The 12,697-nt window shown below is 74.4% G+C and carries 8 protein-coding genes and 1 pseudogene; 1 reads left to right on the top strand and 8 read right to left on the bottom strand.

The window, feature by feature from the left end:
- Window positions 1-184 precede the first annotated feature (184 nt).
- From ACH4F6_RS13455 to ACH4F6_RS13440, 4 genes are all read right to left on the bottom strand, one after another.
- Window positions 185-892: a LuxR C-terminal-related transcriptional regulator gene (locus ACH4F6_RS13455; protein WP_397960244.1), complete on the bottom strand. Its 708-nt coding sequence runs from the start codon at window positions 890-892 to the stop codon at window positions 185-187.
- A gap of 311 nt (window positions 893-1,203) precedes the next feature.
- Window positions 1,204-3,339: a PQQ-binding-like beta-propeller repeat protein gene (locus tag ACH4F6_RS13450; protein ID WP_397960243.1), complete on the bottom strand. Its 2,136-nt coding sequence runs from the start codon at window positions 3,337-3,339 to the stop codon at window positions 1,204-1,206.
- Window positions 3,340-3,448: 109 nt separating this feature from the next.
- Complete coding sequence (locus ACH4F6_RS13445) at window positions 3,449-5,239, bottom strand: PQQ-binding-like beta-propeller repeat protein (protein WP_397960242.1); 1,791 nt, start codon at window positions 5,237-5,239, stop codon at window positions 3,449-3,451.
- A gap of 516 nt (window positions 5,240-5,755) precedes the next feature.
- Complete coding sequence (locus ACH4F6_RS13440; protein WP_397960241.1) at window positions 5,756-7,570, bottom strand: ABC-F family ATP-binding cassette domain-containing protein; 1,815 nt, start codon at window positions 7,568-7,570, stop codon at window positions 5,756-5,758.
- Window positions 7,571-7,727: 157 nt separating this feature from the next.
- Here ACH4F6_RS13440 and ACH4F6_RS13435 point away from each other — a divergent pair.
- A pseudogene (locus ACH4F6_RS13435) lies at window positions 7,728-8,322 on the top strand (Uma2 family endonuclease).
- A 13-nt stretch (window positions 8,323-8,335) separates the two neighbouring features.
- On the opposite strand, the gene ACH4F6_RS13430 reads toward ACH4F6_RS13435, so the two are convergent.
- The 4 genes from ACH4F6_RS13430 to ACH4F6_RS13415 form a co-directional block, all read right to left on the bottom strand.
- Window positions 8,336-9,229: a 4-(cytidine 5'-diphospho)-2-C-methyl-D-erythritol kinase gene (locus tag ACH4F6_RS13430; RefSeq protein ID WP_397960240.1), complete on the bottom strand. Its 894-nt coding sequence runs from the start codon at window positions 9,227-9,229 to the stop codon at window positions 8,336-8,338.
- Window positions 9,226-10,098 carry a 16S rRNA (adenine(1518)-N(6)/adenine(1519)-N(6))-dimethyltransferase RsmA gene (gene rsmA / locus ACH4F6_RS13425; protein ID WP_397960239.1) on the bottom strand — a complete coding sequence of 291 codons (873 nt, stop codon included), beginning with the start codon at window positions 10,096-10,098 and terminating at the stop codon, window positions 9,226-9,228. The genes ACH4F6_RS13430 and rsmA overlap by 4 nt, the downstream gene beginning before the upstream one ends.
- 43 nt (window positions 10,099-10,141) lie before the next feature.
- Entirely contained in the window at window positions 10,142-11,635 is a 1,494-nt protein-coding gene (locus ACH4F6_RS13420; RefSeq protein ID WP_397960238.1) for a ubiquitin-like domain-containing protein, read from the bottom strand.
- A gap of 131 nt (window positions 11,636-11,766) precedes the next feature.
- Complete coding sequence (locus ACH4F6_RS13415) at window positions 11,767-12,675, bottom strand: TatD family hydrolase (RefSeq protein WP_397960237.1); 909 nt, start codon at window positions 12,673-12,675, stop codon at window positions 11,767-11,769.
- Between the last annotated feature and the right edge of the window lie 22 nt (window positions 12,676-12,697).

The raw sequence follows: 12,697 nt of genomic DNA, 5'->3' as shown, positions 1-12,697 counted from the left end.
GGCGCGGGGGGCGGCGGGGGCCGGCGGGGGGGCGGGGGGGGGGGGGGGGGGGGGGGGGGGGGGGGGGGCCGGCGGGGGGGGGGGGGGGCGTGGGGGGGGGGGGGGGGGGGGGGGGGGGGGGGGGGGGGGCCCCCCGGGGCGCCCGCCCCACCACCCGCCGACTCCCCCGGACGGGGCCGGAGTTCTAGGACTCCGGCCCCGTCTCCGTGTCCCGGGACGTGTGCGGGAGGGGACCGGCCCGGTCCAGCAGGCCCGTCCTCGCCGCCAGGGCCGCCGCCTCCAGGCGGGAGCCGACGCCCAGTTTCATCAGGACGCGCTGGACGTGGGTGCGGGCCGTGGAGGGGGCTATGCCCATGCCGGCCGCGATCAGGCGGGTGTCCTCGCCGTCGGCGACGCGGACCAGGACCTCGACCTCCCGCGGGGTCAGCAGCTGGAGCAGGCGCTGGCCCTCGTCGTCCGGCTGGGCGGCGGGGTTGAGGAGTTCACCGAAGGCGCCCTGGAGGAGTTGGGGGGCGACCGCCGCCTCGCCCGCCCGCGCCTTCATGATCGCCCGCTCGACGCCCTCGATGCGCTCGTCGTGCCGTACGTACCCCGAGGCGCCGGCCGCGAAGGCCGCCGCGATGCCACGCGGGCTCGGGACCGGGCCGAGGACCAGCACCGCCACCTGCGGCCGCTCCCGTTTGATGCGGACCACGGGATCGAAGATCCCCGGCTCGGCCGGGGCCGCCGTCCCCAGCAGGCACACCTCCGGCGCCCGGGTGATCACGAGTTCCGCCGCCCCCGCGGCGGGCGCCGCCGCGGCGAGCACCCGGTGCCCCCGCAGTTTCAGCGCCGAGGCGAGCGCCTCGGCGAGCAGGCGGTGGTCGTCGACCACCATCAGCCGCACTCCCATCGAGCAACCCCCCAGTCCCCCCATGGATGCCCACACGGACACACGGGCAAAGCCGGATCCGGGCACCCGTGCCCGGACCCGCGGACGGACGGACGGCGCCCCCCGGCACCTCGTCCTTCATGCCCCCGGAAGCTACACGCTTGTTCGACGTCGCGCTCCCCCTACCGGCGAGAAGCGCCCCGGATCGCCGAAGTTCCCCTCCCGCGCGGGCGTCCAGCGGTACGTGAACGGCCCCGCCCCTGAGCAGGGGCGGGGCCGTTCACGGCGCCGGTGCGATGATCAGCCCTTTCGGGACCGGTCGCGCCCCGGGGTCAGCCGCTCGTGCCGAACGCGAGCACCAGGTACTCCTCCTCGCCGGCGCTGGAGTCGTCCGCGTACACCGAGGACATGTACAGGTGCCCCTTGGCGTAGAGGATCTCGGCGTACTCCGGGAGCATGCTCGACTCCGCGTCCCGCACCGACTCCGTGGCCGGGTTCTGCATCAGCTTCGTCTGCTTGAACGATCCGCCGTCGATGCTGACGATCTGTCCGCCCTCGTCGTACGGCGGCCGCTTGTACGCGATCAGGTTGTTGCCGTCCATGCGCAGCGGGGTGAGCTCGTAGCCGTCGCCGGCGTCGGCGCGCTGGCCGGTCTGCTTCCCGGTGGCCAGGTCGAAGGCGACGATCTCGTTGGTCTGGCTGTACTCGCCGGTGCCGTCGTGCTCCTCGGTCGGGATGTACAGACGGTTGGCGCCGACCGCCAGGCCCGTGCAGTGCTCGATCCGGGTGATGCCGTCGCAGCGGGCCGCGAACTGCTCGCCCGGCGCGGAGATCCGGGTCTTCAGCTTGCCGGTCTTGTTGTCGATGGAGAAGAAGTCCGAGATGCCGCTGCCGTCCTGGGCGCTGTCGCCGACGTCGGCGGCCACGACCAGCGGGTCCGTCGAGACGACGCTCGCGTACTCGATGCCGGTCGCCATCTTGTACTCGGAGAGCACCTTCCCGGAGGCCGGGTCGATGGTCTGGATGTGCAGCTCCCGGGCGTCGTAGTCACCGCACTTGCGGACCGCGACCAGCTTGGGGCCGCCGCCGTAGCCGGCGTCGTAGCAGGTGTCGGCCGGCTTCGGGGCCCACAGCTGCTTGCCGGTGGTGATGTCGAAGGCCGCGCCGCCCTCGGTCGCGCCGAGCGCGACCGTGTTCCCGCTGACGGTGACGTTGTCGAAGGTGACCGGGTAGTCGCCCGTCGAGACCGTCTTCGTCCACAGCTGCTTGCCGGCGACGAGGTCGAGCGCGGCGACCTGCGAGCAGCCCGCCGAGGAGTCCTTGGCCGGCATCTTCGGCTGGAAGACGACCGCCGTCCTGCCGTCCGCGGTGGCGTGCTTGCTGGCCGTGCACACCGGGCCGGGCAGCTTGATCGTCCACAGCTTGGTGCCCTTGTCCGGGTCGTAGCCGACGACCTCGGCGACGCCCGACTTCACGTACGCCTTGTCGGTCAGCCAGGAACCGGCCACGACGACGCTGTCGTCCTTGGCCACCGCGGGCGAGGGGACCTGGAAGAGGACCTTGGAGGTGGGGTCGGAGGGCGTCTTCTCGGTGCCCCCGGAGCCGCCCTTGTCGCCGCCCCCGCCGGTGGTGCCGCCGGAGCTGGCGGTGTCGTTCTTCTTGTCGTCGTCGCCCGACTGCGCGTACCAGACGCCGCCGCCGACGATCAGCGCGATCGCGACGACCGCCGCGACGATGATGGCCACCTGCGCGTTGACCTTGCGGCCGGTGCCGGGCTGCCCGCCCGGCTGCGGGTGCATGGGCATGGTGGGCGGCTGGCCCGGGTAGCCGTAGCCGGGCTGCGGGTGACCGGGCTGGCCGGGCCGGCCCGGGTAGCCGTAACCGGGCTGCTGCCCGTACGCCGACTGCTGGCCGTACGGCGGCGTCTGGCCGTACGGCGGCGTCTGGTACGCGGGCTGCTGGCCGTACGCCGGCTGCTGGGCGTAGGGGTTCGGCGCGCCCGGCTGGCCGGGCCGGCCCGGGTAGCCGTAGCCCGGGGCGGTGGGCGGCTGGGCCGGCGGGGCCGCCTGCGGGTAGCCGTAGCCCGGCTGGGGCTGCGGGGGCTGCGGCGGGGCCGGGGGCGCCTGCGGGGGCTGGGCCGGCTGGGCGGGCGCGGGGGCCGGGGTGCCCTGGGCCGCCGCCTGGGCGTTCCGGGCGGCCTCGTCCGCGTGCTGCGCCTGGTGCGGCACGGAGCCGCCCGGTGACTTGCTGAGCTGCGGGCCCTCCGGCGGGGCCGACGGCGGCGCGGCCGGGCTCCCGGGGGCGCCGGAACCGCCCTGGGGCGGGGCGTCCTGGGGCTCCTGCGGCTGCTGCGGGGGCCGGTCCTGCGGCTGGTCCTGGGGCTGCTCGGGTGCGCCGAAGGCGCCCTGCTGCTGCGGGGGCCGGTCCTCGGGTGTGCCCTGCGGCTGGTTCGGCGGCGGCTGGGTCATGGTGTGGGTACCTCGGGAGAACGCTCTGGGAGACGGGGCGCGGGGCCGGGACGACGGGGGCCGGTGCGGCCGGGAGGCCGGGAGGGCCGGGGCGGGGTCGCTGCCCGCCTCACTTGCCGTAGGCGAGCATCAGCTTCTCCTTCGCGTCGTCGTTGCCCGTCAGCCGGGTGGAGGAGATGTAGAAGCGCCCGTCGACCCAGGCGATGTCCCGCGAGGAGAAGCCGTTCTCGACGGCGATCGTGCTCTCGGGCATCTGCAGCAGCGTCTTGGGCGTGTGCGCGGAGCCGGCGACCGGGATCGACACGACCCGGCCGGCGGTGTCGTACGACGGCTCGACGTAGGCGACGAGGTTTCCGCCGTCCATGCGCACCGGCAGCATCGAGTCGTCCGCCGGGGACTTCACGCGCCACTTCTCCTTGCCGGTGGCGAGGTCGATCGCGACGATCTCGTTGGGGCCGGTGGTCGCCTGGGTCGGCAGGTACAGGGTGTCGGCGTCGGCGACGGTGCCCACGCAGCCGGTCAGGTTGCGCTGGAGGATGGCCCAGCCGCACTCCGGCGCGAAGTCCTCGTCGAAGCCGACCTGCGAGCGGAAACCGCCGCCCGGCTTGAACGCCGCGATGTTCCAGGCGTTCTTGTCGTCGTTGGTGCTGTAGACGACCAGCGGGTCGACGGAGTACGCGCGCTCGACCGTCCAGCCCTTGTCGAAGGCCTGGGTCCACTTGACCTTGCCGGTCGCCGGGTCCAGCTCCTGCACCTCGTCGTGCTCATCGGCGCCGGTCGCGTCGCAGGACGCCACCGAGTACAGCTTGGCGCCGCCCGCGAAGGCGGTGGGGAAGCAGGCGTCGCCGTACTTCTGCTTGTCCCAGATCTTCTTGCCGGTGCGGACGTCGTAGGCGGTGCCGGACTGGGAGCGGCCCACCATCAGCGTGTTGCCGGTGAGCGACATCTGGATGCTGAGGACGCTGTCGAACAGCCCGCCCTCCTCGACGACGCCCTTCCAGCCCTGGGCACCGGTGTTGAGGTCGACCTGCTGGAGCTGGTTGCACTTGGCGCGGTCGCTGGTGCCGCTCATGTACGCCACGACGACCTTGTCGTCGGCCGTCTTCTGCGGGGTGACCGCGCAGATCTTCTGCGGGAAGGTGATGGTGTCCCACGTGGGCTTGCCGTCACCGACGTTGTAGGCGACGAGCTCCTTGAAGGCCGCCTTCACCGCCGTCCTGGAGGTGATCCACAGGGCGGGGGCGTCGGCGCCGGAGGCGGGCGCGTCGGGGGCCTCCTTGTACCAGAGGACCTTGGCCTCGCCGGACTTGCGGTCCGCGTTGAAGTCCTCCTGCTCCTCGCCGCCGTCGCCGCTGCCGTCACCGGGGTTGACCGGGCCGCCGCTCGCGCTCGCCTTCCCGTCGTCGCTCGGGCCGGCGACGGGCTTCTTCTCCCCGCCGCCGTCGTCGTCGCCGGTGACCGCGAACACCGTCCCGCCGATCACCAGCAGCGCCGCGACCGCCGCTCCCACGACCAGGGCGGGCTTCCCCTTGAAGGGGTTGCGCGAACCGGACGGCGGTGTGCCGGGGCCCGGGGCGCCGGGGAACTGGGCGCCGGGCGGGGGCGGGTAGCCGTAACCGGGCTGCTGGCCGTAGGGGCCGCCCGGCTGGGCGTACGGGCCCGGCTGCTGCGGCGGGCCGTACGGGCCGGCGGCGGGCGGGGCGCCGTACGGGCCGGGCTGCGGCGGCTGTTGCTGCGGGTAGCCGTAGCCCGGCTGCGGGGCCGGCGGACCCTGGGGCGGCCGGCCGGGCATCTGCGGTGCGCCGAAACCGCCCTGCGGAGCCTGCGGTTGCTGGTCCTGGGGCTGCTGCGGTGCTCCGAAACCGCCCGGCTGCGGCGGCTGGTTGGGCGGCTGAGTCATCAGCGTGTTCCCCCTCGCTCACTGATTTTTCGCCACGCCCTGAGGTTCGTGATGGACCCAGAGTCGTCTTCAGGTAGTTCTCAGACGGCTCTTTCTATCACCCGGGCCCGACAGGCCAGGGGCCCGGATGCACGCCTGTTCCCAAGGGCGCACCGGCCCGTGATGCCGTCGTTACGCGCCTTCACGCCCCCTTCACGCGGCGCGCGCGCTGACGCCGCGCGCGGGAGCGCGGGCCCGGGCGGCAGCGGACGGGGGATCGATTCGCGCCGACGCCGAGGGCGTGCGGGACAGGTGTGCGCGCCCACGCCCGGGGAGCGCACGGCAGTTGCGCACGCCTGCTCCGGGCGCGCACGGAGTCATCGCGCGCATCGGGGGCCGGGAACGCACGGCTCCCGGCGCGCACCACGGCCCGGGAGCGCCCGGCAGCCGGAACGCGCCCCCGCAGACGACACCCGAGCCGACCTCGCGCGTTCGGCGCCGGAAGGACAGGCCGCGCCCCGCCCGGTCCGGTGTCCGCTACGCGTCCTCCGCCAGCTCCAGCCAGCGGAGTTCCAGTTCCTCGCGCTCGCCCGCCAGCTCCCTCAGTTCGGCGTCGAGTCGGGCGACCTTCTCGAAGTCGGTGGCGTTGTCGGCGATCTGGGTGTGCAGCCTGGTCTCCTTCTCGGAGATCTTGTCCAGCTGCCGCTCGATCTTCTGGAGTTCCTTCTTCGCGGCGCGCTGGTCGGCCGCGCTCTTCTCGGGCACGGCGGTCTTCTGGGCGGCCGGCGCGGGGGCCACCGCGGCGGCGGCCGCCTCCTCCATCCGCCGGCGCCGCTCCAGGTACTCGTCGATGCCGCGCGGGAGCATCCGCAGGGTGGCGTCGCCGAGGAGCGCGAAGACGCGGTCCGTCGTGCGCTCGACGAAGAACCGGTCGTGGGAGATCACGATCATCGAGCCGGGCCAGCCGTCGAGGAGGTCCTCGAGCTGGGTGAGGGTCTCGATGTCGAGGTCGTTGGTGGGCTCGTCGAGGAAGAGGACGTTCGGCTCGTCCATCAGCAGGCGCAGCAGCTGCAGGCGGCGGCGCTCACCGCCGGAGAGGTCGCCCACCGGCGTCCACTGCTTCTCCTTGCTGAAGCCGAACGTCTCGCACAGCTGACCCGCGGTCATCTCGCGCCCCTTGCCGAGGTCGACGCGCTCGCGCACCCGCTGGACGGCCTCCAGGACCCGCCAGTCCGGGTCGAGCTCGGCGACCTCCTGGGAGAGGTAGGCGAGCTTGACGGTCCTGCCGACGGTGACCCGCCCGCCGGCGGGCTGTGCCTCCCCCTCCGTGCGGGCGGCCTCGGCCATGGCCCGCAGCAGGGACGTCTTGCCGGCGCCGTTCACACCGACCAGGCCGATGCGGTCGCCGGGGCCGAGCTGCCAGGTGACGTGCTTGAGCAGCACCTTGGGACCGGCCTGGACGGTGACGTCCTCCAGGTCGAACACCGTCTTGCCCAGGCGCGAGGACGCGAACTTCATCAGCTCGCTGCTGTCGCGGGGCGGCGGCACGTCCTTGATCAGCTCGTTGGCGGCCTCGACCCGGAAACGGGGCTTGGAGGTGCGCGCGGGGGCGCCCCGGCGCAGCCAGGCGAGCTCCTTGCGGACGAGGTTCTGCCGCTTGGTCTCCTCCGTGGCCGCGATGCGCTCGCGCTCCGCGCGCGCGAAGACGTAGTCGGAGTAGCCGCCCTCGTACTCGTGGACGGTGCCGCGCTGGACGTCCCACATGCGGGTGCAGACCTGGTCGAGGAACCAGCGGTCGTGGGTGACGCACACGAGCGCGGAGCGCCGCTCGCGCAGGTGCTGGGCCAGCCAGGAGATGCCCTCGACGTCCAGGTGGTTGGTGGGCTCGTCGAGGACGATCAGGTCCTGCTCCTCGATGAGCAGCTTGGCGAGCGCGATCCGGCGGCGCTCGCCGCCGGAGAGCGGTCCGATGACGGTGTCGAGCCCCTGCGGGAAGCCGGGCAGGTCGAGGCCGCCGAAGAGGCCGGTGAGGACGTCCCTGATCTTGGCGTTGCCCGCCCACTCGTGGTCGGCCAGGTCCCGGATGACCTCGTGCCGGACGGTGGCCGTCGGGTCGAGGGAGTCGTGCTGCGTCAGCACCCCGAGCCGCAGCCCGCCGGAGTGGGTGACCCGCCCGGTGTCGGCCTCCTCCAGCTTGGCGAGCATCCGGATCAGGGTGGTCTTGCCGTCGCCGTTGCGGCCCACCACGCCGATGCGGTCCCCTTCGGAGACGCCGAGGGAGACGCCGTCGAGCAGGGCACGGGTGCCGTACACCTTGCTGACGTTCTCGACATTGACCAGGTTGACGGCCATTTCTCTCCTGCGCGTGGGGGTCGGTCAGCCTTCTAGCGTAGGGCCTGCCGGGCGGCGAGCGGGTCGTGAGCATGTCGTCACTCTTCGTGGTGACGTGATCGGAGACGGGTCGCTACCGTGGAGGACGGGCAGCAGGATCCCGTCCATGGGAGGAACCATGACCGCCGAGTCCGTACAGCACCGCGTCCAGTGGCCGGTGCCGCCGCAGGACGGCTACACCGTGGACGACCTGTTCACGCTGCCGGATCTCCCCGCCGCACACCGAGCTGATCGACGGGAGCCTGGTTTTCGTGAGTGCGCAGCGCATTTTCCCCGCTGATGCGATCGACATGCTGATCAGCGGCCTGAGGCGCACGGCACCGCCCGAGGTGAAGGTCGAGCGCGAGATGACGGTCGTGCTCGACAACCGCAACGGCCCCGAACCGGACATCTCCGTGGTCCGTGCCGAAGCCGTCACCAGCCGGCGTCAGACCCACTTCGAGGCGGCCGACGTCCTGCTCGCCATCGAGGTCGTCTCCCCCGATTCCGAGGCCCGCGACCGCAACACCAAGCCGCAGAAGTACGCGGCGGCGGGCATCCCGCACTTCTGGCTGGTCGACATGGCGGGCCAGGACGACCGGCCGGCCGTCCAGGTCTACGAACGCGGCGGGGCCACCGGCACCTACGCGCTGACCGGCATCCACCACGACCACGTCAAGCTCAGCGTGCCGTTCGACATCGACATCGACCTGGCCGTCATCGACGAGCTCTGAGCGGAGCGGCCCCTCAGAGCACCGTCGCCCCCGCCGCCGGGGCCGTCGCCACGCGCGCCGTGCGGCAGGTGCCGGAGGCGCGCAGGGCCCCGGCCACCTTCTCCGCCTCTCCCGCGTCACGGACGAGGAACGCCGTCGTCGGGCCGGAGCCGGAGACCAGCCCCGCCAGCGCGCCCGCCCCGCGTCCCGCCGCCAGCGTGTCGGCCAGCTCCGGGAAGAGGGAGAGGGCGGCCGGCTGGAGGTCGTTGGAGACCGTCGCGGCGAGCGCGTCGGGGTCGCCGGCGGCCAGGGCGTCGAGCAGGGCCTCGGAGGCGACCGGCTCGGGGATGTCCAGGCCCTCGCCGAGGCGGTCGAACTCCCGGAACACGGCCGGCGTCGACAGCCCCCGCCCGGCCGTCGCGAACACCCAGTGGAAGGCGCCGCCGACCTCCAACGAGGTCAGCTTCTCGCCGCGCCCGGTGCCCAGGGCGGCGCCGCCGACCAGGCTGAACGGGACGTCGCTGCCCAGCTCGGCGCAGATGTCCAGGAGTTCGTCGCGGGACGCGCCCGTCCCCCACAGCGTGTCGCAGGCGAGGAGGGCCGCCGCGCCGTCCGCGCTGCCGCCCGCCATGCCGCCGGCGACCGGGATGTCCTTGGCGATGTGCAGGTGGACGCGGGCGTCGCGGCCGTACCGCTCGGCGAGGGCGAGCGCCGCGCGCGCGGCGAGGTTCGTGCGGTCCAGGGGGACCTGGTCGGCGCCGGGGCCCTCGCAGGTGATCCGCAGTTCGTCGGCGGGGGTCGCGGTGACCTCGTCGTGGAGGCCGACGGCCAGGAACACGTTCGCCAGGTCGTGGAAGCCGTCCGCGCGCGCGGCGCCCACCGCGAGCTGGACGTTGACCTTGGCGGGCACGCGGACGGTGACGCTCACGCTGCGTTCTCCTGCTTGTTCTCGGCGATCCGGGCGAACTCCTCGACGGTCAGCGACTCGCCGCGCGCCTGCGGGGACACCCCGGCGGCGACCAGCGCCGCCTCGGCGGCCGCCGCCGAACCGGCCCATCCGGCGAGCGCGGCGCGCAGCGTCTTGCGCCGCTGCGCGAAGGCCGCGTCGACGACGGCGAAGACCTCGGCCCTGGACGCCGTGGTCTTGAGCGGCTCGGTCCGGCGGACGAGCGAGACGAGCCCGCTGTCGACGTTCGGCGCGGGCCAGAAGACGTTGCGGCCGATGGCTCCGGCCCGCTTGACCTCGGCGTACCAGTTGGCCTTGACGGACGGCACGCCGTACACCTTCGAGCCGGGTGCGGCGGCGAGCCGGTCGGCGACCTCGGACTGGACCATGACGAGGGTGCGCTCGATGCTCGGGAAGGTGTCGAGCATGTGCAGGAGGACGGGGACGGCCACGTTGTAGGGGAGGTTCGCGACCAGCGCGGTCGGGGCGGGGCCCGGCAGCCCGGTCACGTGCATCGCGTCGGAGTGCACCAGCGCGAAACGCCCGGCGCGCTCCGGCATGCGCGCCGTGATCGTCGCGGGCAGCGCGCCGGCCAGGACGTCGTCGATCTCGACGGCCGTGACGCGGTCGGCCACCTCCAGCAGCGCCAGCGTCAGGGAGCCGAGCCCCGGCCCGACCTCGACGACCACGTCGTCGGGCCGTACCTGCGCGGTGCGGACGATACGACGGACCGTGTTCGCGTCGATCACGAAGTTCTGGCCGCGCTGCTTGGTGGGACGCACGCCGAGGACGGCCGCCAGTTCACGGATGTCGGCGGGGCCCAGGAGGGCGTCGGGGGTGGGGCTGCTCACGGGACAAGGGTACGGGGGCGCGCGGGCGGCCCCGGCCGGAGCCTCACCCGCGCAACCGCGCCCCGCAGTGCGGCCAGGACGCGGCGCCCTGCCGCCGGTACAGCTCCTTCGCCCGCCGCGTCTGCTCCGCCGCCGGGGCGTCCTGCGGGCGTCCGCTGCCGCCGAGGCCGTGCCAGGTGCGGGTGTCGAACTGGTACAGCCCGCCGTACGTCCCGGACGGGTCCACCGCGTCCGGCCGTCCGCCGGACTCGCAGTCCGCGAGCCCCCGCCAGTCCAGGTCGTCGGCCCGCCGCGCGGCGGGCCGGGGCCTGGTGCCGACCCTCACCACCTGCGCGCGCGGCTCGCGCACGGTCTCGGTCCTGATCCACCGCGGTTCCTGCCGGACGCCGTTGACGGTGCGCAGCAGATAGGTGTGCCGCCGCAGCCCCGGCCGCCCGGCGCGCTCCACCACCTCCGCGCCCCTGAACAGCGAGGGGTCCTCCGTCCGCCGCACCCGGAACGGGATCGCCTCCTCGCGCACCTGTCTGCCGCCGGTGATCCGCAGCACGGTGACCGTCTGCCCGTCGCGCGGGAAGCTGCCGGGCGGGACGGACGTGGTGTCCTGGCCGCGCAGGGTGATCCCGGCCTCCTCGACGGCCTCGCGGACGGTCGCCGCGTTGGTGCGCAGGGGGCGGGCGCGGCCGTCGGCCAGGATCGTCAGGGCGCGCTCGGTGCGGACGTCCAGCGCGAGCCCCGCGCGCCCGATGCGCCGGGAGCGCGGGGCGGAGAGGTACGCGCCCTCGGCGCGCACGCCCAGCTGCCGCAGCGCCTCGTCCACCGTGCGCGCCGTCGTCCACACCTCGTGCCGTCGTCCGTCGAGGGTGAGCCGTACGGGACGTCCGTAGCGCACGGCGATCTCGTCGTCGCCGGTGAGCGCCGTGCCGGGCGCGGGGACCACCGTGTCGTGCGCGCCCACGGCCACGCCTTCCTCCGCGAGCAGTTCGGTCACGTCGTCGGCGAACGTGTGCAGGGTGCGCGACCTGCCCTCGACGGTCAGCTCGACCGCCTTGTCCTCGGCGACGAACGCGGTGGTGCCGCCGGCGAGGAAGGCGACGACCAGCGCCTGCGGGAGCAGCCGACGGAGGGCGGCGTCCGGGCGCCCGGTGGAGCGCGCCCTGCGCCGGTGCGCGGCCCGCCGCCCGGGCGCTCCGGCGCGCACCCCGGGCTCGGTGGCGTCCGCGCCGGGCCCGTGCGCCGCCGGGTACCGGAGATCCGGCTCGGTCGCCTCGTGGGCGGGCCGGTACGTGTCCCGGCGGGGCGCCGGCGCCGGGTGGACGCCCCAGGTGAGCGTCTCGGCGCTGTGCAGGTCGGGGTGCGGACCGGGACGCGGGTCACGGTCCGGGCGGCCGGGACGCGGGTCGCCGGTCCACGGGCCGTACGCCGGCGGCACGTGGGCCGGGTCGGCGCCGTACGGCCCGCTCGGGTCGTACGGGTGGTACGGGTGGTACGGGTGGTACGGGTCGAACGGGTCGAACGTCGGGTGGTGCGGGCTGCTCACGCCGACACGCTCCAGGGGCCGGAGGGTCCGAAGGGGCCCGGATCGGGCCCCCAGAACCTAGCGGAGCGGCCGTCACTCTCCAAAGCGGCACGGCTACCCGGCGTGGTGCCCGGGCGGGTCGGTGGTGCCGCTCAGTAGCCGAAGGCGCGGGCCGTGTTCGCGGCGAGGGCGGCCGCGAGGGTGTCCTCGTCGATGCCGCGGACGGCGGCCATGGCGCGGACCGTGACGGGCACGAGGTACGGCGCGTTGGGCCGCCCCCGGTAGGGCGCCGGGGTGAGGAAGGGGGCGTCGGTCTCGACGAGGACCAGCTCCAGCGGGGCGACGGCGAGGGCGTCGCGCAGGTTCTGGGCGTTCTTGAAGGTGACGTTGCCGGCGAAGGACATGAAGTACCCGGCGCGGGCGCAGACCTCCGCCATCTCGGCGTCCCCGGAGTAGCAGTGGAAGACGGTGCGCTCGGGGGCGCCCTCCTCCTTCAGCACGCGCAGGACGTCGGCGTGGGCGTCGCGGTCGTGGATGACGAGGGCCTTGCCGTGCCGCTTGGCGATCTCGATGTGGGCGCGGAAGGAACGCTCCTGCGCGCCCTTGCCCTCGGGGCCGGTGCGGAAGTGGTCGAGTCCCGTCTCGCCGACGCCCTTGACGTGCGGCAGCGCGGCCAGCCGGTCGATCTCGGCGAGCGCCTCGTCGAGCGCGGCCGCACCCCCCGGCTCGCGCGCGCCCTGCCGGGACCAGCCTCCCCCAGCCCCAGGGGGCTGGGAGGTGCCCCCAGGGTCGCCGTGCACGATGCGCGGGGCCTCGTTGGGGTGCAGGGCGACGGCCGCGTGGACGTTCTCGTACGCGGCCGCCGTCTCGGCCGCCCAGCGGGAGCCGCGGACGTCGCAGCCGACCTGGACGACCGTCGTGACGCCGACCGACGCGGCCTTGGCGAGGCCCTCCTCCACCGTGCCGGACTGCATGTCGAGGTGGGTGTGGGAGTCGGCGACCGGCACCCGGAGGGGGGCCGGGAGCGGCGGCGCCGCGTTCTTGTCGGCGTTCGAAGGCATGCTCCGATCCTACGGAAGGGCA

The sequence above is a fragment of the Streptomyces sp. NPDC017936 genome (assembly GCF_044328485.1).
GTDB lineage: Bacteria > Actinomycetota > Actinomycetes > Streptomycetales > Streptomycetaceae > Streptomyces.
The sequence above is the reverse complement of the archived record's forward strand: the minus strand, read 5'-3'. Positions and strand labels throughout refer to the sequence as shown.